Annotated in this window: 23 protein-coding genes and 1 riboswitch; of the genes, 6 read left to right on the top strand and 17 right to left on the bottom strand. The window is 43.2% G+C overall.

The genetic code is table 11. The features are described 5' to 3' along the window. Positions 1-35: 35 nt before the first annotated feature. The 6 genes from AC6H04_RS02185 to AC6H04_RS02160 all read right to left on the bottom strand — a co-directional run bounded on the left by AC6H04_RS02185 (position 36) and on the right by AC6H04_RS02160 (position 4,155). Positions 36-233: a hypothetical protein gene (locus AC6H04_RS02185; protein ID WP_497570140.1), complete on the bottom strand. Its 198-nt coding sequence runs from the start codon at positions 231-233 to the stop codon at positions 36-38. A gap of 344 nt (positions 234-577) precedes the next feature. Then, a complete protein-coding gene (locus tag AC6H04_RS02180) occupies positions 578-1,759 on the bottom strand; it encodes a spr1629 family repressor/antitoxin (RefSeq protein ID WP_497570139.1) in 1,182 nt (393 codons plus the stop codon). A 24-nt stretch (positions 1,760-1,783) separates the two neighbouring features. Beyond that, complete coding sequence (locus AC6H04_RS02175; protein WP_497570138.1) at positions 1,784-2,560, bottom strand: spr1630 family ClpXP-sensitive toxin; 777 nt, start codon at positions 2,558-2,560, stop codon at positions 1,784-1,786. Between the two features lie 236 nt (positions 2,561-2,796). Further along, positions 2,797-3,225, bottom strand: a complete 429-nt coding sequence (locus AC6H04_RS02170; RefSeq protein ID WP_497570137.1) for a protein-export chaperone SecB — start codon at positions 3,223-3,225, stop codon at positions 2,797-2,799. Then, the gene (locus AC6H04_RS02165; RefSeq protein ID WP_497570136.1) at positions 3,225-3,779 is read right to left on the bottom strand and encodes a helix-turn-helix domain-containing protein; all 555 of its coding nucleotides are present in this window, start codon (positions 3,777-3,779) and stop codon (positions 3,225-3,227) included. Before AC6H04_RS02165 ends, AC6H04_RS02170 begins: the two co-directional genes overlap by 1 nt. Positions 3,780-3,792: 13 nt before the next feature. After that, a complete protein-coding gene (locus AC6H04_RS02160) occupies positions 3,793-4,155 on the bottom strand; it encodes a hypothetical protein (RefSeq protein WP_497570135.1) in 363 nt (120 codons plus the stop codon). 273 nt (positions 4,156-4,428) lie between these two features. Between AC6H04_RS02160 and AC6H04_RS02155 the strand changes: the two genes are divergently transcribed. Further along, entirely contained in the window at positions 4,429-5,061 is a 633-nt protein-coding gene (locus tag AC6H04_RS02155; RefSeq protein WP_497570134.1) for an HAD family hydrolase, read from the top strand. A gap of 121 nt (positions 5,062-5,182) precedes the next feature. On the opposite strand, the gene AC6H04_RS02150 is transcribed toward AC6H04_RS02155, so the two are convergent. The 5 genes from AC6H04_RS02150 to AC6H04_RS02130 form a co-directional block, all read right to left on the bottom strand. Beyond that, positions 5,183-6,058, bottom strand: a complete 876-nt coding sequence (locus tag AC6H04_RS02150; protein WP_497570162.1) for a DNA/RNA non-specific endonuclease — start codon at positions 6,056-6,058, stop codon at positions 5,183-5,185. Positions 6,059-6,315: 257 nt separating this feature from the next. Next, entirely contained in the window at positions 6,316-7,341 is a 1,026-nt protein-coding gene (locus AC6H04_RS02145; protein WP_497570133.1) for a hypothetical protein, read from the bottom strand. Between the two features lie 226 nt (positions 7,342-7,567). Then, on the bottom strand, positions 7,568-9,640 hold the full coding sequence (gene glyS / locus AC6H04_RS02140; RefSeq protein WP_497570132.1) for a glycine--tRNA ligase subunit beta: 2,073 nt from the start codon (positions 9,638-9,640) through the stop codon (positions 7,568-7,570). After that, positions 9,640-10,566: a glycine--tRNA ligase subunit alpha gene (gene glyQ / locus AC6H04_RS02135; protein WP_497570131.1), complete on the bottom strand. Its 927-nt coding sequence runs from the start codon at positions 10,564-10,566 to the stop codon at positions 9,640-9,642. Before glyQ ends, glyS begins: the two co-directional genes overlap by 1 nt. 304 nt (positions 10,567-10,870) lie before the next feature. Further along, positions 10,871-12,280, bottom strand: coding sequence for an MFS transporter (locus AC6H04_RS02130; protein ID WP_497570130.1), 1,410 nt, complete (start codon positions 12,278-12,280; stop codon positions 10,871-10,873). Between the two features lie 351 nt (positions 12,281-12,631). On the opposite strand from AC6H04_RS02130, the gene AC6H04_RS02125 reads away from it, so the two are divergent. Continuing rightward, entirely contained in the window at positions 12,632-14,053 is a 1,422-nt protein-coding gene (locus AC6H04_RS02125) for an NAD-dependent succinate-semialdehyde dehydrogenase (RefSeq protein WP_497570129.1), read from the top strand. A 91-nt stretch (positions 14,054-14,144) separates the two neighbouring features. Here AC6H04_RS02125 and recO read toward each other — a convergent pair whose 3' ends face one another. The 5 genes from recO to AC6H04_RS02100 are packed head-to-tail and all read right to left on the bottom strand — an operon-like array spanning position 14,145 to position 17,713. After that, on the bottom strand, positions 14,145-14,924 hold the full coding sequence (recO, locus tag AC6H04_RS02120; RefSeq protein WP_497570128.1) for a DNA repair protein RecO: 780 nt from the start codon (positions 14,922-14,924) through the stop codon (positions 14,145-14,147). 14 nt (positions 14,925-14,938) lie between these two features. Continuing rightward, on the bottom strand, positions 14,939-15,844 hold the full coding sequence (gene era / locus AC6H04_RS02115; protein ID WP_497570127.1) for a GTPase Era: 906 nt from the start codon (positions 15,842-15,844) through the stop codon (positions 14,939-14,941). A gap of 14 nt (positions 15,845-15,858) precedes the next feature. Further along, a complete protein-coding gene (locus AC6H04_RS02110) occupies positions 15,859-16,260 on the bottom strand; it encodes a diacylglycerol kinase family protein (RefSeq protein WP_497570126.1) in 402 nt (133 codons plus the stop codon). Further along, entirely contained in the window at positions 16,244-16,729 is a 486-nt protein-coding gene (gene ybeY / locus AC6H04_RS02105; RefSeq protein ID WP_098824846.1) for an rRNA maturation RNase YbeY, read from the bottom strand. Before ybeY ends, AC6H04_RS02110 begins: the two co-directional genes overlap by 17 nt. A gap of 15 nt (positions 16,730-16,744) precedes the next feature. Then, positions 16,745-17,713, bottom strand: a complete 969-nt coding sequence (locus tag AC6H04_RS02100) for a PhoH family protein (protein ID WP_497570125.1) — start codon at positions 17,711-17,713, stop codon at positions 16,745-16,747. Positions 17,714-18,171: 458 nt separating this feature from the next. Between AC6H04_RS02100 and AC6H04_RS02095 the strand changes: the two genes are divergently transcribed. Together AC6H04_RS02095 and AC6H04_RS02090 are read left to right on the top strand one after the other, a co-directional pair. Continuing rightward, positions 18,172-19,350 (top strand): RNA-guided endonuclease InsQ/TnpB family protein, encoded by a 1,179-nt coding sequence (locus AC6H04_RS02095; protein WP_497570124.1) that lies wholly within the window; start codon positions 18,172-18,174, stop codon positions 19,348-19,350. Positions 19,351-19,503: 153 nt separating this feature from the next. After that, positions 19,504-20,265, top strand: coding sequence for a flavodoxin family protein (locus AC6H04_RS02090; protein ID WP_497570123.1), 762 nt, complete (start codon positions 19,504-19,506; stop codon positions 20,263-20,265). 71 nt (positions 20,266-20,336) lie between these two features. Here AC6H04_RS02090 and thiE read toward each other — a convergent pair whose 3' ends face one another. Then, positions 20,337-20,969, bottom strand: coding sequence for a thiamine phosphate synthase (gene thiE, locus AC6H04_RS02085; RefSeq protein ID WP_497570122.1), 633 nt, complete (start codon positions 20,967-20,969; stop codon positions 20,337-20,339). A 161-nt stretch (positions 20,970-21,130) separates the two neighbouring features. Beyond that, a riboswitch (TPP riboswitch) is annotated at positions 21,131-21,220 on the top strand. A 112-nt stretch (positions 21,221-21,332) separates the two neighbouring features. On the opposite strand from thiE, the gene thiS reads away from it, so the two are divergent. Further along, positions 21,333-21,533, top strand: coding sequence for a sulfur carrier protein ThiS (gene thiS, locus AC6H04_RS02080; protein ID WP_098824854.1), 201 nt, complete (start codon positions 21,333-21,335; stop codon positions 21,531-21,533). Positions 21,534-21,546: 13 nt separating this feature from the next. Continuing rightward, positions 21,547-22,188 (top strand): sulfur carrier protein ThiS adenylyltransferase ThiF, encoded by a 642-nt coding sequence (gene thiF / locus AC6H04_RS02075; protein ID WP_497570121.1) that lies wholly within the window; start codon positions 21,547-21,549, stop codon positions 22,186-22,188. The last annotated feature ends 7 nt before the right edge of the window (positions 22,189-22,195 follow it).

The raw sequence follows: 22,195 nt of genomic DNA, 5'->3' as shown, positions 1-22,195 counted from the left end.
AAAGTTGGAAGCGACTTTGGGGGTACACATCAGAGTTAGTCCAGAATATAATAAGTTTTTTCAAAAATTTCTTGATTTACCGGCCATTGCTCCCCTTCAACTCCAGTGATAATCCAGTCTCCAATATTAGCATGCATAATTCCTTCTAATGTCTGTATATCTAAAGGTATCCTAGTTTGAACGGCTTTAACAGGAATTGGTTTTTTTATAGCGTTAACAGTGCGATATTTCATTATTAGTGCCCCCAATTTAATCAGTAATTATCCAAATACTAGTCGGATTTAATATATCTAAAATATAACACACAATGTTGTTCTGTCGATTAACTTGCTTGTGGAGATACTCAACTAATACTTAAGTATTTAAAAGCATGCACCTCAATACCATGGATCCCGGAATTAACGCTTTTTTGATACTCTTTGTATTAACAGCACCCCATAAATAACAAAAATGGTACCTCACAATGTAGAGGTACCATTTTTGTGTGAATTTTATAGTTTCACAAAGGGCCATAAAAAGCACTCAGACTGTAATCTCATTCTAACCGCCTAATTTTGAAACACATATTGTTTTATTATCACCCTTGCCGATAATCATCCAGCATGGAAATAATAGAATCCTCATTGAAATACTTCGGTGATTTTTCCACATACTGATCAAAGAAATGATCATCAAGACTGAATAATTTCACCAAAAAGTTTGGCAGAATATGCCGCTGTTCAAAGAACTCGGAAGCGTTAATGAGATGATGATCTAAAACGAGTTTAACTAATGCTCTGATTTTACCTGGCTTCAAAGGGACCAACTTATCATCTAGAGGTTCAAGACTTTTATACCCCAATTTGGATAATTTACCCCAGAAATATCGATGTTCCTGATAAGACATTAATCCAATATGGTAAGCTCTTAGCTCCATGGCAGCGATTGAAACAGCGTATTTTTGTTTTAGATCAAGATAGAAGTCAGGATTTGATTTGCGAGTGAGTTGCTGAAAATCCTGCGTGAATTGCTCTTGAGGCAGCAAGAATGCTCCAGCAAAAGCATTGGCCTCACTCTCCAATTCATCAACTTCTGATTTATCAAGAATGGCCATATCAATGTCACGATGAAGCAAAATGTGACCTAGTTCATGCGCCAAATCGAAGTTTCTACGCACTGCTGACTTTTTGATGTTTCCCAGCACAATGAACGTCCGCTCAGATGTCGATGCACTGTATGCATCAATGGTGGCGCCGAGGTCCTTTTCTACAATATATATCCCACTACGCTCTAACACATACATCAAATCACGATTATCAGTAACTTTAAGTATTTTCCGACTACCTTTAGCAATAGTCTCAATCAGCTGATTGCGCGCCATTCCAGGGTTCTTTTCAATGTAGTTCTGGACCCGTTTTTGGAGATCAGAGATAGTCGATTGTGGCAGTTTCAAAGTCTGCTCAAATACATCAAGATAGTAATTTTGAAAATCTAAGAATCTCAGTTCCAAGCGCGTCTTCTTTCGAGAATCACGATCCTTAGATCGGTATGCAACCTGGGATTCGTCAACACTCCTCTGTAACTCACCATTCTCAAAAAAATACTTCGACTCAACATTGAACAAGTTTCGGATTTGGTTTAAAACCTCAATCTTAGGAATAACGTCCTTGGTTTCGTACTGCCAAACAGCCTGTTCAGAAATCGACAGTTTATCCGCCAAATTTTTTCTGGACATGCCATTGAGCTCTCTAAGATTAACTAATTTCTCGCCAAAAAACATACCAATCACATCTTTCTAAAGAAGTTACCCATTTTGAATATCTTGATCGCCAGTTTCTTCCTTTCTCGAAGGTACCTCGTAACCAAATGAAAACTCACTATTTGAATAAGTGCTATCTGGAATACGATCATTTTTCACAGCAGCCAATTCTTCATCGCCAATTTCGACATTACTCTTTTCAATATATGGTGTTAAGTTGTCCGCGATATATAAGGTCATCTTTTGTTGGTTGGGTACCGTCAAATAGATATTCTTAATCATTTTATTTTCATCAGTATCATAAGTCACTATGTAGAATCGGTCAAATTGGGCTATATCGCCATTTTGAGCTTTAAATTCCGCTAAGTCACTTTGGTTCGGTAGATCGTATAAATCCAATGACATTTGACCAACTAAATCACCCTTAAGTTCACCATTCTGCACAAGGTGATTGTTAGCACGCGCAAAATCGAATAAGTAGTTATCCTTGTTAGCATCAGCAGGTGCTGCATCGAAAGTTTTCCTAGCCGAAGTCGCATTTTTTACCAAGATCAAGTATTTGTTATTGTTTGAATTCAGCGTGATTTGCAGGTATCGCCAAGAACGTCCTGCCTTCCCAGCAGTACAACTAAGACCCTCTAAGCTTTCACATTGTTCCCACACCTTAGAATCGACATGATTTCCACGAGTCCAAGCATAAGCATCACTGATTTTAAGCATATCGCTGGCACGCTTACGTTCCGCTAAATATGACTTATAACCAGAAAGAATGCCATCTACAATTTTTTGATTCAGTTCTGGGTCAAGTTTTAAGTCTGTCATGTATACTAACCCCTTTCAGATTTTATAATTCAAGTATACACGGTCTTTTAATTATTTACAGTATTTTATTGAATTTTTTTAAAGTAAATATGATATATGCAATATTTTTATTAAATTATTAGCATTGAGCGAATCATTTTCAAGAAAATAAATATCAACTATTCTCTAATTCAATCAACTTAATCGAGAATAAACATTTATATCTCAATAAAAAAGACGAGCGTTCATCACCCGTCTTACAACCTGTCACTATTACCATTTTGCTTAGCTATTACTTCACTCACATTAACAGTTGGCATAATGTAACTCGGATATTCATTCGACATCATTGTGAGTGTGGATATCGCAGTTCGAAGATACGGATAAAGAATTGCGACTGCATTATTACGGACCAAACTGTCAGGACCAACATTGTCTTTATCAGCCTCTGGGTGATACGTGAATGACCCAGTAAGCGTACATGTGACCTCAAACGGTACTTTCGAATCTCTAGTTGATCCTACTAAGACTGACAAAGACACATCAATATAATTGGCATTGATGTGATTATTCACCGTAATCTTGGGATTTAACTTGATATCGCATTTTGATGTCACTTTATAATCTAAATTTCGTTGATACTGCATATTATCAACGTGGTATCCCTCAAATTCTAATGCGTTCATTATGCTATCCCTCCAAAATTAGTTAGCTTAAACTCTTTATCAAATTTGCTTAACTTGATGGTTTTATATTTAGGTGTATGCGAAGCATAGGTAGAAGTAGCTAAACGCTGATTTAAAAACTCATTAGTAGTTTGGGGAGAATTTATTTTATGGCAAATACCATTTCGATAATCTCTCTCAGCACTCCGGAACAAATTTTCTTGATACTTGACCTGTACTCGCCGGTTATTTTCTATCTGAGTCAGAGTGGACGACGCGATACCTAGTTCATCCGCAAATTCTCTAACTGACAACCCCATATTTTCCCGCAATGTTCTGATTTCTTGTGGTGTCATATACCCTTTACGCATCCGATAAGCATCAAAAGACCTTTCAACATTTTCCATCGGATGATCAAAGTCACTCCACAATTCACCATCAGAATCCTGCCAATAGTGATTTTCCACTAACAAATCATCAACATCTTTAACCCTAACTGTCTCAAGCGTCCAGACCTCGGTGTACAAGTCTGTTGTACCTAATTCTTCGTTGTAAAACCTCTTTTTAGTCGTCATTTTGATGTCCCCCTTAAGATGAATGCCTATTTTTGCCATATGGAAATAACATTGGAAATTCGGAAATATGTAATGATATCCAAATCACTGCGCCATTAGGCCGGTCCTGAAACTTTAAATAGCAATCTTCACCGTTAATGTTCAAGCCAAATACCCATATTGCTCCAGGTATAATCGGTGTGTGATTATCTAATTCTGGTCCAGAAATGTAATTTTGGTATGTTAAATTATTATCAATAATATCTAATGCCAATTTATCATCAATTCCAAGAACACTCAAAGTTTGTTGATTTTTCCGACGTCGGCTTAATTTCCAAAGCCTTCGCTGCTGTCGAATCGATCTTAATATGTTCTTTATGCTGTCAATATCAGCCAACTATTTACACATCCAGACTTCATTATCTATATTTTAGCATATCTGTATCTCAGGAAATACGATTTAGCCTTTAATCTTTCATAAAGCGATTGAAAAATAGGTATTCCTAAGATTAAAGGTTAATTTCGTAACTTGCTGAAACGCAAATCTAACTACTATATAGTTTCGTAAATAGTCACGTAACAGTTTTCATACAGTCACACCTTGAACCCAACCAATCAGCGTGCAATACTAAAACTAATATTAAGGCACTTAGAAAGTTGGGTGAATCATATGTATCACATGATCAGTTTTGATTTAGACGGCACTTTGGCAGACACTTTTCCGGTGATTTTGAAGTCGTTTCACAGCACGGTGCAGCACTTTACGGGTGAACAGATTGATGACCAGCAAATTTTTGACACCTTTGGCACCAACGAACAGGGCATGCTTCGCAGCTTATTACAGAGTGTGCCATTAGATACCGCTTCGAATTACTTTTACGAAGTTTATCAGCAGGCCCATGAAAACTTGCGACAGCCATTTCCTGGCATCGTAGATCTACTCCAGAATTTAACCAATCATGGTATCCAAATCTCCCTGCTCACTGGTAAGGGTCAGCAGGCGTGTGACATCTCGCTGGAAACGCTAGGTTTGACCGGCTACTTTAAGCCCGTTTTGGTGGGCTCACCGGACCGCAACGTCAAAACGGATAACCTCAAGCATCTTCTAACCACTCAGCACCTTGCTCCAAACGAATTAGCATATGTCGGTGATGCTACCAGTGATATCAAGGCTGCCCAAGCTGCTGGCATCCACTGTTTTTCAGCAGCTTGGTCGCCTAGCACGCAGTTAGGACAGCTGAAAGCTGTCAACGCTGATATTTATGAAACAGTGGCGGCTTTGCAGACAAAGTTACTGAATTAAACAGCTTACTGCAAATGAATTAAAACCGCTTATCAATCAGATCTCCCAGAAATAAAAACGCCCAATATTCTGCGACAGAAACACAGAGTATTGGGCGTTTTCTAATGATTTGATTTAAAAATCAAGCTGCCTTGCTAGTACCCGTTCGATAATTCAAATGGAAGCCTGGTTGAACGTTAAAGATGTAGACGTTGAACCGAATCGCGTGGCTACCAATTGATTCAGCCTGCATTTCCACCCCGTTTGCCAATAAGTTATTACCAGCAAAGACCGGTTTAACTTCGTAGCGCACATAATGTGAGCGGCTGCTCCGTAAATAACTCGCCACTTGGTTTTCGTACTTTTCCATACCGGGTGCGTTCAGTGATCGCGTTCCCGTCATGAGATTCTTCAGATTATTGTTTTGACCGGTCAGCTGATAGCCGATTAAATGACTCCGGTTGTAAAGCCAGCCACCATGACCGCGTTTATTGTGCCAACCAGTGGGATTAACGTATAGCGGTTGACGCTCAGCATGTGGCATCAGCCGTTTGTTTAACATGGCATCAGCCGTAGTCACCCTGTTCAACCGGTCCAGGTTCCCGTAATGCTGCCAGGCACCTTTCTTAATACTCAGCCGGTTTAACTTCGGCTGATTATGATTGATGATCACGATTTGCTGCCCGTGATACTTGAGTTTTTGTAACCCTGAAGCGCTGGCTTTGGCCTGCTTGATATGCTTCACAGGCACTCGCTTCACAACTGTACGACGCTTCACGTGGCGGTGATGCGTTACTCGCTTGTGATGCGCGGTTGCCTGATCGGTTTTAGCCAGTGTCAAGCCCCTGTGCTTGGCAGTTTGCAAACTAACCTTGAACACTTTTCGCGCCCGGTTTAGCCCACGGTTATGGCGATGATAAAAGTAGTGCTTACCCGTTCTGGTGACGTAAACCATGGTTGCTGCATTGGCATTGTCTGGTTCTCCAGTAATACCCGCTGGTACCGCCAAAATCGTCATCGCTACGATCAATGACAGTACCGTTTTGAACATCTTCGACATTTTCTCTTCTCCCAAACAGACTAGTAATCAGCCGTTATTATTGAATTAGTAACTTATTAATTATACGAGTCATGATATATTGGGGTCAATTAAAAATGTGTTCAAACGATAACGATTTGTTTATGTAAGCGTTTTAAATTTGACTCAAATAAAAAGACGTTCAGCATATTGCACACACTGAACGTCTTTTGCGTTGTTTTAATTTTCAATCAGCCCTAGTTCACCTTAGCCTGGACATAATAAGTTACCACGGCGCCCTTCTTAACGTTGAACGTGCCCGGTTGAGTACCGAAGAAATCATTCTCCGAATAAGCACCAACGTAACCAGCAGGCATGTTCATGTACTGCAAAGACGCACCTGGATGAGTATCAAATTCATAGCCAAAATCCATAGTCGTTTTGCCAACTGCTGCGCCAAACGGGACGATTACTGAACCCACTGTTTTACCAGTGCTCTTCTCAACGTAATTGACTGTTACGCCATCCTTTGCACTAACGGGGGCAATCTTTTTCAAGGATCCCGCCCTAATGACGCCAGCAATCCGACTGTTAGAGAGATCCTGGACGCTTAACCAGCGATCACCTTGGCGAGTCCGCGTCTCGGCACCAATAATCACAAACACATCATTGGAGTAGTCAGCTGACGAAACCTTGTTTGGCATATTGATCGCCACGGTATACGGACTAGTCTCAAATGGTGTGGAATATACCTTCGCCGTCCCATCATTGGCAGTACCAGGATTAGCCAAGTGGTAGAAACCGGTAGCCTCATCCGTGGTTAAGGGACTAGGCGTAACTGTACGAAAGACGGTGACGCCTCCAGCTGGCTTAGTATGGGCGGCATCCTTATATCGAACATCACCAATGCGATAATTGGTTGTTTTACCCGTATAAATCCAGCCTTTCACCTTATGATCAAATGTCGCAATTTTAACGTAGACACTGTGACGATTCGTGGTCGCTGTTTGCAGCCACATGAAAGAATCCATACCACGCTTTGAAGTGGCGTATTTTTTAAGCTGACTAGTTGTTTTGACGACCTTAGCGCCCTTAGTTGTCCCAACCTTGTTGTAAAGCGCGTTTTTACCCGTAACATTCATGTAAGTACTCGATTGGATCAACGCCCGGGACGTTTTCACCACTTTCGCATAACTCTTAGCTTGGGCTATGACTGAGCTGGCACCAATACCGCCAGCAATCACACTCACTGTGAGTAACCCTTTTACCCATCTATTTAACATCCGTTTTCCCCCTAATTGATTAATCACTATACCTTAACAAGTTGATTTTAACATAGTCGTGAAATCAATAGCGGTATTTTTACAACAAAAAACCAGCCTGAGCCTCCGCCGCTCAAGCTGGTATTTGATTTCAGTTTCATTAATAGCGTATCTTAATTATATCACTTTTAACCCCGTTGTCGAGTAACACAGCCAGACAGGGCTAGAAGTGCGTTAGACCAATTGTTTACTTAACGATTAGCTGGTTAAGATCGCCGAGATGTAGGATCAAATCGGATAACTGGCTTAACTGACTGAGACGGTTATTTTTAACCTTTTCGTCATCGGCCATGACCATAGTGGCTTCGAAATAGTCGTTGATCACCGACTTCAACCCAGCTAGCGCATCGTAGTAAGCCGGAATATCCAACTCTGATGCTTGTTGAGCAACCTGTTCTACAGCCTCGTGAAGTTTTGGTTCACTGTCGTTATCAAATAAACTGGTATCAACGGCAGTTACCTTACTCTTATCAGCCTTCTGAGCAATCCGCAGAACTCGAGTCAAGGCTTCAATTGTACCCTTGAAGTCATCATCATTTTGGTGATCACTCAAAACTTGGGCGCTGGTAAAGTTGTCCAGCAGATCCGTGTTTGGTCCGCCAATGACGGCATCCACGATATCGTGCTTAACCTTTTCGCCCAATAAGGTGACTTTGATCCGGTCACGTAAGAAGTCGCCAACAGCTTTAACTTGGGCTTTTTGATCCAAATCAGGGGCTACGTTAGCACTGGTTTCAGCAGCAATGGCGTCTTCTACCATCTGCTGGTCGAAGTGCCACTTGTTAGTGCGGATAATCCGCACGATGCCAGTGGCCTGACGACGCAACGCATATGGGTCGTTGGAACCGCTTGGAATCATCCCAGCGGCGAAGAAGGTCAAAATGCTGTCAATCTTGTCAGCAATGGCCAAGACAGCACCAACAGTGGATTCTGGTAAATCACCATCGGCTGAAATCGGCATGTAGTGTTCACGAACAGCTTGCGCTACCACGGCATTTTCACCGTTTAGTAAAGCGTACTTTTCACCCATGACCCCTTGCAGTTCGGCGAATTCACCGACCATACCCGTTACCAGGTCAAACTTATAGATGTGAGCAGCACGAACCACGTCTTTGATTTGCGTATCGTCTAAGCCTAGCTTCTTACCCATGTTTTCGGCAATGACAGCAACCCGCTGCATCTTGTCATACATGGTACTGATCTTGTCGTGGAAGCTAACAGACTTCAAGCGTTCTACGTAGTCTGCAACAGTCTGCTTCTGGTCTTCTTCATAGAAGAACATGGCATCAGATAACCGGGCAGCCAGCACACGTTCGTTACCGGCAACCACGTTTTGAATGTGGTCAGCGTTCCCATTACGGACCGAAACAAAGTGTGGCAACAGCTTGCCGTTTTGATCCAGCACGTAGAAGAACCGTTGGTGGTCACGCATTGATGTAATCAACACTTCGTCTGGAATCGACAGGTATTTCTCATCAAAACCACCGGTAAAGGCAGTTGGCCATTCAACTAGATTGTTCACTTCTTCCAATAAGTCTGGGTTCAACTTGATCACCCAGTTATTGTCAGCGGCAATCTTTTCAATCTGCTGTTGAATTTCAGCCTTGCGCTTCTTAGCATCCGCAATGACGAATTCGCTGTTCAAAGCGTCTTCGTAATCGGTGGCATTTGCCAAGGTGATGGTCTTACCTAAGAACCGGTGACCGCGCGTCTTCCGGTCCGTTGCAATATCCAAGATTTGGAATGGAATCACCTTGTCATCTAACAAAGCGACCAACCATTTGATTGGACGGATGTATTCAAAGTGGTAACTGCCCCACTTCATCATGGTTGGGAAAGTCATGCCAGTGACAACATCTTTCAAACCAGCCAATACTGATTCAACTGATTGGCCAGCAATGTGTTTTTCAACGTAAACGTATTCGGTACCCTTTAATTCTTTAAAGGTAATATCGTCAACCGTCACGCCTTGACCACGGGTAAAACCTTGAGCGGCCTTTGACCAGTTACCGTCTTTATCCAAGGCGATTTTCTTAGCTGGGCCCTTAACTTCTTCATCAATGTCGGGCTGCTTGTCAGCCAGACCGCTGATTTGAACGGCTAGCCGACGTGGTGTTGAAAATGATTTAACGTCATCAAAACTGATACGTTCATCTTTGAGGTACTTCTTGGTTTTTTGGACTAATTGCTGAATACTTGGCGTCACAACGTGAGCGGGCATCTCTTCCAAACCAATTTCAAGTAAAAATGTATGTGCCATTACTTTTTGTCCTCCCCGTCTGCTAATAATGCTTGCCGTTTTTCTTCGTCCTTGATCAACGGGAAGCCAAATTCTTTCCGTTTATCAACGAAGGCTCTGGCAACGCTGTGTGCCATACGACGAATCCGAGACAGGTAGCCGGCTCGTTCAGTAACGGAAACAGCACCGCGAGCGTCTAACAGGTTAAAGGTGTGAGAACACTTTAAGATGTAGTCGTAAGCTGGGTGCACGAGACCGTTAGCAATCTGCTTCTTGGCTTCTGCTTCGTAATCGTCAAACATCTGCAGCAACATCTCTTGGTTGCTCTTTTCAAAACTGTAAGTGGAGTGTTCCACTTCGGGTTCACGGAAAATATCACCGTACAGTACACCGTCGCCCCATTCCAAGTCGAAGACACTGTCAACGTCTTGGATGTATGAAGCTAGACGTTCGAGACCGTAAGTAATTTCTGAAGTGACAGGGTCCACTTCTAGGCCACCGACGATTTGGAAGTAGGTAAATTGTGAGACTTCCATCCCATCAAGCCAAACTTCCCAACCAACACCGGCACAGCCCATTGAAGGGTTTTCCCAGTTATCTTCAACGAAACGAATATCGTGTTCCAAGGGATCGATACCCAATTCTTTCAAACTATTTAAATAAAGTTCCTGAATGTTTTCTGGTGAAGGCTTCATCACAACTTGAAACTGGTGGTGTTGATATAACCGGTTAGGGTTTTCAGCATACCGACCATCCGCTGGCCGCCGTGATGGTTCAACGTAGGCCGCGTTCCAAGGTTCTGGACCGATTGCCCGCAAAAAAGTGTAAGGACTCATGGTTCCGGCACCCTTTTCCGTATCGTAAGCCTGCATTAACATGCAGCCTTGTGCGGACCAATATTGCTGCAAGGTCAAGATGATTTGTTGCATTGACAATTTCTTGGTCAAAACTAATATCCTCCTATTGTGTGACGGCGATGATCAGGCACAAAAAAACGTCCCAACGTAGTCTTGTAGACCTACGTAGGGACGAAAATTGATTTTCGCGGTTCCACCCTACTTCTGGGATCACCCCAGCAGCTTCGTTTGCGCCAGCTCTAAAAGTGCCAATCAATTCACGATCACTCCGGCTCACACTTACCCGAAGTCGCTGTTTAACCGTTGAATCAACCCTCTTTTTTCATTGCCGATCACTATTCAATTCTCCATTATTCTAAGCGTCTGGAAAATAAAAGTCAATCTCGATTGCTAATTACTTCAGATCAAGCTCACCTTGCCTTAACGACAGCAGAATGGCGAACACGATCAACACGAAGGATACCGTAAATGCCACGTGCATTCCCGAAATGAATAGTTCAGGATGATTGGGCAAATAAGTGGTGACTTTGGTATGGGCAATCCAGCTCATAACACTGAACAATACGGTAGTGGAAAGCGCCGTGCCGGAAACCATGCCGACGTTTCGTGCCAAGGCGTTGATACTGCCGGCACTACCTAACTGATCCTTGCTTACCACTGACATCACAATATCGCTGTTAGGCGATTGGAACAATCCCGTACCGATTGCCATCATCACGGTAATGCCGCCATAAATCCACAGTGAACTGTGCAGGTCTAAAAACCAGTAACCCAACTGCGATAGCGCAACGGTACTCAGCCCCAGCGTCACAATCTTAGCCGGGTTAAAGCGATCGGCTAGCACACCACCGATTGGTCCAGCAATCATGCTGACCACCGGAAAAATAATCATCAACAAGCCCGCCTGTCCAGCGCTTAACTGCCGTGCGTCTTCCAGATAGAATGGCATCAGCACAACGGTGAAAAAGTTCGAGAAGAAAATTAAAATGGCGGCACCAATGCCGTAAGAAAAGGGTTTGATTTTAAAAATACTTAGGGGCATCAGCGGTACTGAACTGTGCTGCTCTGCACGGATAAACCATATCAAGGATAGTATCGCGATCACATACCCCGCCAGTGGCACTGCCGTGAAGTAACCCACTTCTTGCCCCCAGAAAATCGCCAAGAATAAGCTCACGATTAATAAGGCAAATGACACAAATCCAGACCAGTCAATTTGTTTATCCGCTGATTCCGGCGTTGATTTTGGCAGCACGATCTGACCCAGAATAATTGCAAAAATCCCCAAAGGCACGTTGAGCCAGAATATATACCCCCAGCTAAAGTGAGACAGCACCAGTCCTCCGACCCCTGGACCGGCCACAGCCCCAAATGAAACAAAAGTTCCAATCAGTCCCATGGCTTTCCCTCGCTCCTTCAAACTAAAAGTGGCGGTGGTAATGCCATAAGTATTGGATAACGTCATTGCCGATCCGATGCCCTGAATCACCCGACCTAGTAACAGCCATTCGAAGGTCCACTGCAGACCGGAGATGAAGGACCCGATGATGAAAATAGCGGTCCCAATCCGAAAAATATTTATTTTACCGTACATATCACCTAATTTACCGAAAAATAGCAATAGCGCGCTTACCACGATCAAATAAACGGACACCACCCATTCAATCTGATTCATGGGAATCACTAACTGTTTGGCCATCACCGGCATGGCAACGTTGACAATACTAGCATCCAAGTTACTCATAAACGCAAAAATTCCGATAGAAAGTAAAATCCACCACCGTCGTGGCTGAGTTTCACTCATTTTAACAACCCCCAATCTACTCTTAATGGCCTGATTATAACTGGTATTGGAGATTTAGGGGGCGTTAAAGCTCACGTGAAAGAACCGTTGCATTAAGCTATACCAATTTACAATTTAATCGCCATCAATTTAATTGTTTCCACAATTCCATTCATTCTTATCCTTGATTTTGTGAACTAAACAGTCCATATTTTAACTGTTCTAAAAGGATTTTGAATTAAATATCACAAGCAAAGGTATTGTAAACGAATACAAAAAAGGGTATCCTCATACTGTATCAAAAAGGTTATGGATGGTTAACCAATTTATTTTTAACCTAGTTTTCCATAAACTAGAAGGAGGAATTATCTAATGGCTTATGCAACGATCAATCCGTACAACAACGAAGCAGTTAAGGAATACGCTTATACCACTGAAGCAGAATTACAGGCGGCCTTAGCAACCGGCCACGCACTTTATAAAAAGAACCGTAAACAACCGGTGGCCGAACGAGCTAAGATTCTGCACAACGTGGCAGCCAAGTTACGTGAACACTCCGCAGAACTGGCACGTGCCTGCACCATCGACATGGGTAAGTTACTTCGCGAATCAGAAGGCGAAGTTGAACTGGTTGCCATTATTGCCGACTGGTTCGCTGATCATGGCGAGGAAATCCTAAAACCTGAAACCATCGATACCATCGCTACTGGAACGGCCGAGATTCACCATTCCGCAACGGGTATCGTCATGATGGTAGAACCTTGGAACTTCCCATACTACCAAATCATGCGGGTATTCGCACCTAACTTTATCGTCGGTAACCCAATGATTTTGAAGCACGCTGCCAACACCCCAACCAGCGCCCAAATGTTTGCGGACGTTGTGGCTGAAGCTGGTGCGCCAGAAGGCTCATTAACTAACCTATTCCTATCGTATGATAAAGTCACTGAAGCCATTGAAGATCCTCGGGTTCAAGGCGTTGCGCTGACCGGTTCAGAACGTGGCGGTACCGCTGTTGCGGAAGCTGCTGGCAAGAACCTGAAGAAGAACACCATGGAACTCGGTGGCATGGATCCATTTATTGTGTTAGATGACGCTAACATGGATGACGTGATCGATATCGCATGGCGTGCCCGTCTCTATAACGCGGGTCAAGTATGTACTTCATCCAAGCGTTTTATCGTGATGGATAAAGTTTACGATCAATTTGTTGAAGGTCTGAAGGAAAAGTTCAGCAAAGTCGTTCCCGGTGACCCACTGGATCCTAAAACTTCTTTAGCACCAATGAACCGTGCAAAAGCTAAGGATAAACTGCAAAAACAAGTTGATGCTGCAATCGCTGCAGGCGCTAAGGTCGTCTATGGTAACGAACCAATCGATCTACCAGGTCAATTCTTCATGCCAACCATCTTAACTGATATCGACAAGGACAACCCTGCTTACTCAGAAGAAATGTTCGGCCCAGTTGCTGCTGTTTACAAAGTTCACTCTGAAGAAGAAGCCATTGAACTTGCTAACGACAACCCTTATGGCTTGGGTGGTATCGTCTTTGCTGGCGACGCTGACCACGGTGCGGAAGTTGCCGCTCAAATCGAAACTGGGATGGTCTTCGTGAACAACTTCATGGTAACCTTACCAGAATTACCATTTGGTGGTGTCAAACTTTCCGGTTACGGCCGTGAAATGAGCCACATTGGTGAAATGGCCTTTGTCAACGAACAGCTGATCGTTAAGACTGACAAGCCTAACTTGAACAACCTTGCTGGTGGTTTAGTCGCAACTGATCCAGAATAAACATCTCTATTTTCTAATTGAATATTTTCTGGCACACAAAAACGTCTGCAACTTGGTCTTTGACCAGTTACAGACGTTTTTAGTTTGGTTTTTAATCTTTTTTCGACTTATCCAACGGTTGCCACTTCATCATCTGATCTAAGAAACGTTTGGACTTGGGATAAACCCCAATAGTATCTGAATAAATCATATCCAGTGCTCGACGCAAGTGCTGCTTCGTTTCTTCGTGGACACTAATGGTTTTCAGTTTGGTTAAATCTACGGCTGAAAATTGCCGCAAATAATAAATCGTCCGCTGATCTAAGTCTAGCCGGTTAGGGTCTAGGTGCCAATGTGCTTGACACAACAGGCCACCGTAAGATTCGGAATAATCAAAGGGCAGATCCGTTCGGCCACAAATCACACACTGTCTTAAGTTAGGTTCTACACCAAACAAACTCATCATTTGGACTTCGAAGATGTTAGTAATGATAGCTTCATCCAGCCCATCGTTGATTAAAGACAGCCCGTGAAAAAGCCGTTGATACCAGCCACCAAGGGGTTGGTTGTCGGGAATCGCCATATCCAACAATGACATCATATACGTGGCGTAGGCGTTTTTAGAAATATCCTGAGCAATATTAGTGAAGTTCTCGGTATCCTTAGCCGCGTTAATAAACGACAGGCCCGGTTCCCGAATATCGCCAGCGTACACACCGTAAGTAAACGGCAGCAAGTCCGCCGTCATCTTAAAGCCACGTTTTTTGGCCCCGCGAATGAAGAACATCCGCTTGCCCGCTTCTTCGGTAAAAAACTTAATCAGCATATCTCGTTCACGATACGCTTTTTGATACATGACAATGCCATGAAAATTCATGAGTTGTCCGGCCATGGTATCACCACACTCTAATAATCGTCTTTACGGTACCCGTATGACTGTAGTGCTGAAGACTTATCACGCCAGCCCGGAACAACTTTCACCCAAAGTTCAAGGTAAACTTTATCGCCCAACAAGTTTTCAATATCTTGACGAGCCAGTGTCCCGATTTTCTTTAACATGGAACCGCCCTTACCGATTAAAATTCCTTTTTGCGTTGGTCGATCAACGATGATGGTCGCCTGAACGTGAATTTTCTGTTCGTTTTGACGACTCATTTTGTCAATTACCACTGCGACTGAATGGGGAATTTCCTGACGGGTCAACTGGAAGATCTTTTCACGAATTAGTTCAGAAACCACGAACCGTTCTGGGTGATCGGTCACCTGATCCTCTGGGTAATACTGAGGACCATGAGGTAACTTGCCAACTAACTCGCTGAGCAGTTCTTCAACGTTGTTCCCTTCCAAAGCAGAGATTGGCAGGACTTCTTGCCAATCTAAGGCATCCTTGTACTGATCGATAACGACCAATAAATCATCCGGCGTAATCTGATCGATCTTATTCACAACCAAATAAACCGGCTTTTTAACGGTTTTCAGACGGTCAATAATAAAGTTATCACCGGCGCCACGACGCTGTTCCGCGTTAACCATCATGATCACTGCGTCCACTTCGTTAAGGGAAGACAAAGCTGACTTCATCATGTAGTCCCCTAATTCACTCTTAGGCTTGTGAATCCCTGGTGTATCAATAAACACGATTTGAGCATCATCCGTGGTATAAATTCCCTGAATCTTGTTACGGGTGGTTTGTGGCTTGTCAGACATGATAGCCACTTTCTGACCCACTACTCGGTTAAGTAAGGTTGATTTGCCGACGTTTGGCCGACCAACAATGGCTACGAAACCACTTCGATAATTTGGGTTATCCAAAATAATTTATCCTCCTATAAATGAACGTGAAATTCCTGTAACAGTTCCGGAATAAAAATCAAACAGCCAATCACCACCGCAAAAAAAGCCGCAATCAAGACGCCACCAGCAGCAACGTCCTTCGCTTTTTTAGCCTCATCATGGTAGTGGTGACCAACGATTAAATCGACGATCGACTCCACGACGGTGTTCAAAACCTCAGCTACGACCACTACGAAGATAGCTAAGGTAATCCACAGCCACTCGTTAGTCGTCAAGTGCAACCAAATCCCCATGATGACCGCAATGATAGCAAAGCTAATGTGCTTGCGAAAATTCCGCTCCGTAGACACTAAACTGTATATGCCATCCAGAGCATGAATCAGTGATTGGAAAAAATTGTGATTTTTATTAATTTGTTTATCGTTTAAGCCCATAAGCGTCGAGTATATCCCTTTGCAGTTTGAACATTACTTTTTCGTCTTCCGGCTCCATGTGGTCATAACCGTTAAGATGGAGAAAACCGTGAACAACTAAGAAACCCAGTTCACGTTCATAAGAGTGTTCCAGGTATTCGGCTTGCTCGCCCACTTTATCCACAGAAACGAAAATATCGCCAATATTTTCTGGAATCTCCTCTTCCAATTCTTCATCCATCACGATTGGAAATTCATCGTCTTCAGCACTGTCTTCAATGGCGAAACTGATGACGTCAGTGGCCCGATCAACACCACGATATTCGCGGTTAATTTCTTGAATCCGGTCGTTATTCACAAATGTTACCGACATTTCGGTATTTTCTTTGAGTTTAATGTACTTCCCAGCGTATTCCAGCACGTCTTTGACTAACTGAACATGTTCTTCTGGTACACCGTTTTTAGTTTCATCATAAATTTCTAAATCCATTTTTTATACTCGTCCTTATTTATTTTCAACTGCTTCATAGGCATTAATGATTGCGGCAACGACTGGGTGTCTAACCACGTCGTCAGCGGTAAACTGCACAAAATCGATATGGTTGACATGCTTTAAAATGCCAGTTGCCTGTACCAAGCCGCTTTGACTATGACGTGGTAAATCGATTTGGGTAATATCACCGTTAACGATCATCTTCGAACCAAAGCCTAACCGTGTCAGAAACATCTTCATCTGCATGTTAGTGGTGTTTTGAGCCTCATCCAAGATTACAAACGCCCCGTCCAAAGTTCGGCCACGCATGTAGGCTAATGGCGCAATCTCAATCACACCGCGTTCCATTAACCGGTTAGTGTGCTCTGCGCCAAGAATAGCATACAAAGCATCATAGATTGGTCGTAGATAAGGATCAACCTTATCCTTTAAGTCCCCTGGCAAAAAGCCCAGGCTCTCACCAGCTTCAACGGCAGGCCGCGTCAAAATGATTTTCTCCACGTCACCACGCTTCAAAGCAGCAATCGCCATGACCACAGCCAAGTATGTCTTCCCCGTACCAGCGGGGCCAACACCAAAAGTAATATCGTTATGCTTGATGGCATCAACGTACTGCCGCTGTCCGTAATTCTTAACCCGAACAGCCCGACCCTTAGCATCCTTGATCAAGGTTTCTGTGTACAGATCCAAGAAGTACTCTAAAGTGCCCTTATCTGCCATCTTCATAGCGCTGACCACATCAGCGCTGTTCAGTTGAATCCCTTGTTGGAGCAACTTATCCATATTTTTTAAGATATCCATGGTCTTTTGAACCTGGAACGGCTCACCAGCAACCTTGATGGAATTCCCAAATGGATGAACCGTCACGTTCAGTCCCTCTTCTAAGAGCGAAACGAACTGATCCTGCGCACCCAAAATAGCCACTCCCTGCTCCGGATTTGCTAAGATATATTCTTTTTCAGTTTGCGTATTGTCAGCCAAAAAATATTGACTCCTTTACATTAAAATAGATTTCTTAGACCATTATACGACAAAGCAAACAGAAAAGCTCGAACAAGTGTGACATAAGCGATTAGCCCGCTCTCTTTGCATTAAACTGTCGTGTTTTACTTATCACCATATAACGAAATTAGCGGCCAAATTGGCCCAGCTTTGCGTTATGATATTGCTTAGAATGGGAGGAATAAACAGTAACTGTTTTGCTTTACAAAGATATCAATCTTTGTAAAGTGGTGCTTCTATCCTATTCTGTATTCTTATAAGTCTGGTAAAAGATATCACAAGGTTAAAGTTAGGAGCTAAACTTTCCGTATTAGCTAATAGCTTATATGTAGTGATTTATATGAATTTCATTAAAAGGCTTTTTGGGCTAAATCCATCCCGTATAATATGTGGGACACCTCACCTTGGTGATTAAATTCAATAAGGCGGAATAACTGATGTTACTCACCTATAAAGTCGAAATTAAGCCGACTGAAAAACAGGCTTGGCAGATTGATTGTCATATTGGTGGCAGTCGCTGGGCCTACAACCTGTTTTTGGATATCAATCAGCAACGCTACGAAATGGGCTATTGCTACTTAAATGCTTACGCTTTTAGTAAGTGGTTTAACCATGAATATCTAGAAGCTAACCCTGATGATATATGGATCAAGGATTTATATGCCAAATCGGTTAAACAGGCCTTTATTGATGCGGATACTGCCATGAAGCGTTTTTTTAAGAAGCTGAATGTTTTCCCACATTGGCGTTCGTTTAAGCGCGGTCAAGGCAGTTACTACTTTGTTAAAAACAGTAATACGCAAGTGATTGCCTGCGAACGTCACCGGATTAAGTTACCGAAGCTTGGCTGGGTTCGTTTGAAAGAGTTGGGCTACATTCCGACAGACTCAGAACATTTCGTTATCAAACAAGGCCGGATTAAAATTAAGGCTGGTCGGTATTACCTGACCTGTTTAGTGGAACAGGCTGAACTGCCAAAGTCAGCACTGACTGGCGAACCAATTGGTATTGATCTTGGTCTAAAAGAATTTGCCATCTTAAATGATGGTACTCTGTATCATAATCAGAATAAAAGCAGTCGCGTAAGATACATCAGAAAACGCCTTAGACGCCTGCAAAGAAAAATGTCCCGTCAGTATCATGCACTGAAAGCTAGAAGACAGAAAGAAGGGAAATCTGCTACTGATTTTAATCTAGCTAAAACTCAGCGGAAGGTGCAACGCTTATATCAACGATTAACCAACATTCAGGTAGATTATCAAAATAAGATTATTGCTGCTGTAGTGAGAACCAAACCGCAGTGGGTAGCCTTAGAAGACTTGAATGTTAGAGGTATGATGAAAAACCGGCATTTAGCTAAAGCTGTTAGTTACCAAGGGTTTTATAATTTTAGAATCAAATTAGTTTCTAAATGCCAGCAGTTAGGAATTCCAGTGCACTTGGCCCACCGTTTTGAACCAACTTCTAAGTTATGCCATCAATGTGGCTATAAGAAAGTTGATTTAAAGCTAAGTGAGCGAACCTATCAATGTCCTAAATGTAATTATACTGCCGATCGTGATATTAATGCGGCCCTGAATATCAGGGATACTGAAAACTTTGAACTAGCCTACTAAAACGGGCTTCAAAGAATGTACCGGTGGCTAGCCGGGAATTAACGCTTGTGGACTATCATATCAACTGTATTAGCGAGTTTTGTGCAAGGCAGGATAGGAAGAAGCAAGAAAAATCTATAACTTTTTATAAGTTATCAGTAGCAGGGGACTATTTTGAAAATACTTGGGATTCTTGGAGCTCACAGGCAAAACGGCTTAACTGCCACCATGCTGAACACCGTTTTAAACAGTGTGCCGGCACCCCACGTCACGGAAACGATTTACTTGGAGGACTACCCATTCCACCCTGATCAGGGGAAACATCGCGACCCAGTTTTAGACCAGCTCACTGACAAGTTGTTAGAAAGCGATGTCTGGGTATTCGCTGCACCGACATACTGGGGTGGCCTAGCCGGTAGAATGAAGGATTTTCTCGATTGCATGCGTGGCCGGTTGGTGCGTTTTGATCATAAAGGGGGTACGCATCCAGACCGGTTCAAAAATAAACACTATCTGAGCATTACCAGCTGTTATGCCGGAACAGTTGAAAACTTTGTCTCTGGTATCACAGATAACACTTTTCGTACCATTGATAAAATTATGTCTGCTGCAGGGCTCATTAAAATCAACGAATTGGTCTTGCCAGGCACCCTGTTCATGAAACAGGTTCCGGCTGCCAAACTCGCTGAATGTAAACGATTGGGAACCAAATTAATCACTAAACCGAAACGAGATGACAATACATTGAAACGTTATATTGAACTGTTCTGCATGGTTGCTGTAATGGCCTTTTTAACGATGGGCATCCAGTTTTTATTTCACTTGATTTCTGCTAGTGAATTTTGGCTGATCTATGTCAGCTTTGTGGTCATTTTCTTTGTGTTGCTAGCCAGTATCTTGCATTTCTTTACCATTGTGAAACATCGCCGACGTTAATAGATATTGTATATAGCAATAATCAAAATTGTATATTACAAATAAACGCTCTTTTTTTGCAATGAGCGTTTTTAATTTGTCACTTCAATCACCTTTCGCCGTAATTTTTGAGTCGCTTTTAAAGGATCAGCGGCTTTCATAATCGCTGAGACAACTGCCACACCATCAACGCCAGCTGGCTTCACCGTCTCCACGTTATCGGCATTTAACCCCCCAATCGCATACACCGGAATATCCACTGCTTGCTTGATAGCCCTCAGCGTATCAACGCTGGTTCGAACGGTTTCAACGTGGGTGGTTGTAGGAAAAATTGCTCCTACTCCCAGATAATCAGCGCCTTGTTCAACCGCTAACCGAGCTTGATTCATCGTTTTGGCGGTCGCACCAATGATGGCATCCGGTCCTAATATCTGTCGTGCCACGTCAACGGGTAAATCTTTTTGACCCAGATGAACCCCTGCTGCTCCCACCGCTTGAACAATATCCAGCCGGTCATCGATCAACAGTGGAATACGGTACTTATCCGTTATCTGTTTGACCGCGTACGCCCGCTGAAAATACTGCAGGCTGGTCAGGTCTTTTTCGCGCAATTGAACAAGGTCTACCCCACCCTGACACGCAGCGTCGATTCGGTTTAAAAACGTTGCTTGGGAATAATCTAATGCATCGGTAACTAAGTAAAGTGGTCGCTTACTGATCTCCATTATTTGCCTCCAGATTGACTGAACTTTTAATTCTCGCCAACAGTCTACCGAAATTTTTCTGAGTTGTCACGTGAATATTCTTGCTTGACTTCCACAATGTTCTAGCTTATAAATATAACCAATGAGTCGTTTAACTGACTCAAACTAAAAATTAAATAACGTTAGTTCGTCTGGGGTGCCAATTGGCTGAGATTAAACCCATCGAACCTGATGTAGTTTGTACTACCGAAGGAAGACAACTTTTACTGAATTTATCAGTCCAAAGACCTTCCTGCGTGAAAGGTCTTTTTTCATGCAGGATAGCTTTGAGAATTCGACTTGATGTAACCCCTTCCTCGTAGACAAACGGAAAGGGGCTTTTTTATGGTTACAGTAAACGGCGAGCCATTAGCGGAAGCTGCTGGCAAAAACCTACTCACATTTTTACAACAACGCGAAGCACCCATCGACAACATTGTCGTGGAGTTAAACGGGACGATTATCCACCGTCCTGAATACGAGCAGACGTTGATTAAACCAAACGACAAACTGGAGCTGATTTCGTTTGTCGGCGGCGGACGCTAAGGAGGGATTGCTTATGCCAACCATTCAAGGAATGGCCATCGAGGATGTTTATCAGGGGATGAAAGACCGTAACGTGGCTAACTCCACCGACCGTCTAACCGCCGCCCACGTCACCATCGCCGGCGCTGGCGGTTTGGGCTCCAACATCGCCATCGCACTAGCTCGTATCGGTGTCGGCCATTTAACGTTGATTGATTTCGACCAGGTTGAACTGAGTAATTTAAACCGGCAGCAGTTTAAACTCAGCCAAGTGGGCATGGATAAAGTGACTGCCCTTAAGCAAAATCTGCAAGAATTCAACCCCTTCGTCACCATCGATACGCTGGTTCAAAAAGTGGACCATGACAACGTAGCAGAACTCTTTGCCGATGCCGATATTATCTGTGAAGCCTTTGACAATCCCAGTGCCAAAGCCATGCTATTAGATGCTGCCAGTGAATTTTTCCCTGACAAACCCATGGTCATGGCTACCGGGATGGCCGGCACGCACAGTTCTAACTCAATTACAACCAAGCAGGTTCGCCCTAACCTCTACATTGCTGGTGATGGCACGACTACTGGTGCAGAGGGGCTCATGGCACCGCGAGTCATGATTGCAGCCGGCCATGAAGCCAATATGATTACCCGTTTAATTTTAGGAGAAACTAATATTTAGGAGGAAA

This window comes from Secundilactobacillus sp. MJ173, assembly GCF_059704265.1.
The sequence above is the reverse complement of the archived record's forward strand: the minus strand, read 5'-3'. Positions and strand labels throughout refer to the sequence as shown.

Bases quoted from the DNA above. Each gene is read 5' to 3' on its own strand.
- AC6H04_RS02185 (WP_497570140.1), bottom strand. From the start codon at position 233: ATGAAATATCGCACTGTTAACGCTATAAAAAAACCAATTCCTGTTAAA.
- AC6H04_RS02180 (WP_497570139.1), bottom strand. From the start codon at position 1,759: ATGTTTTTTGGCGAGAAATTAGTTAATCTTAGAGAGCTCAATGGCATG.
- AC6H04_RS02175 (WP_497570138.1), bottom strand. From the start codon at position 2,560: ATGACAGACTTAAAACTTGACCCAGAACTGAATCAAAAAATTGTAGAT.
- AC6H04_RS02170 (WP_497570137.1), bottom strand. From the start codon at position 3,225: ATGAACGCATTAGAATTTGAGGGATACCACGTTGATAATATGCAGTAT.
- AC6H04_RS02165 (WP_497570136.1), bottom strand. From the start codon at position 3,779: ATGACGACTAAAAAGAGGTTTTACAACGAAGAATTAGGTACAACAGAC.
- AC6H04_RS02155 (WP_497570134.1), top strand. From the start codon at position 4,429: ATGTATCACATGATCAGTTTTGATTTAGACGGCACTTTGGCAGACACT.
- AC6H04_RS02150 (WP_497570162.1), bottom strand. From the start codon at position 6,058: ATGACGATTTTGGCGGTACCAGCGGGTATTACTGGAGAACCAGACAAT.
- AC6H04_RS02145 (WP_497570133.1), bottom strand. From the start codon at position 7,341: ATGTTAAATAGATGGGTAAAAGGGTTACTCACAGTGAGTGTGATTGCT.
- glyS (WP_497570132.1), bottom strand. From the start codon at position 9,640: ATGGCACATACATTTTTACTTGAAATTGGTTTGGAAGAGATGCCCGCT.
- AC6H04_RS02130 (WP_497570130.1), bottom strand. From the start codon at position 12,280: ATGAGTGAAACTCAGCCACGACGGTGGTGGATTTTACTTTCTATCGGA.
- AC6H04_RS02125 (WP_497570129.1), top strand. From the start codon at position 12,632: ATGGCTTATGCAACGATCAATCCGTACAACAACGAAGCAGTTAAGGAA.
- recO (WP_497570128.1), bottom strand. From the start codon at position 14,924: ATGGCCGGACAACTCATGAATTTTCATGGCATTGTCATGTATCAAAAA.
- AC6H04_RS02110 (WP_497570126.1), bottom strand. From the start codon at position 16,260: ATGGGCTTAAACGATAAACAAATTAATAAAAATCACAATTTTTTCCAA.
- ybeY (WP_098824846.1), bottom strand. From the start codon at position 16,729: ATGGATTTAGAAATTTATGATGAAACTAAAAACGGTGTACCAGAAGAA.
- AC6H04_RS02095 (WP_497570124.1), top strand. From the start codon at position 18,172: ATGTTACTCACCTATAAAGTCGAAATTAAGCCGACTGAAAAACAGGCT.
- thiE (WP_497570122.1), bottom strand. From the start codon at position 20,969: ATGGAGATCAGTAAGCGACCACTTTACTTAGTTACCGATGCATTAGAT.
- thiS (WP_098824854.1), top strand. From the start codon at position 21,333: ATGGTTACAGTAAACGGCGAGCCATTAGCGGAAGCTGCTGGCAAAAAC.
- thiF (WP_497570121.1), top strand. From the start codon at position 21,547: ATGCCAACCATTCAAGGAATGGCCATCGAGGATGTTTATCAGGGGATG.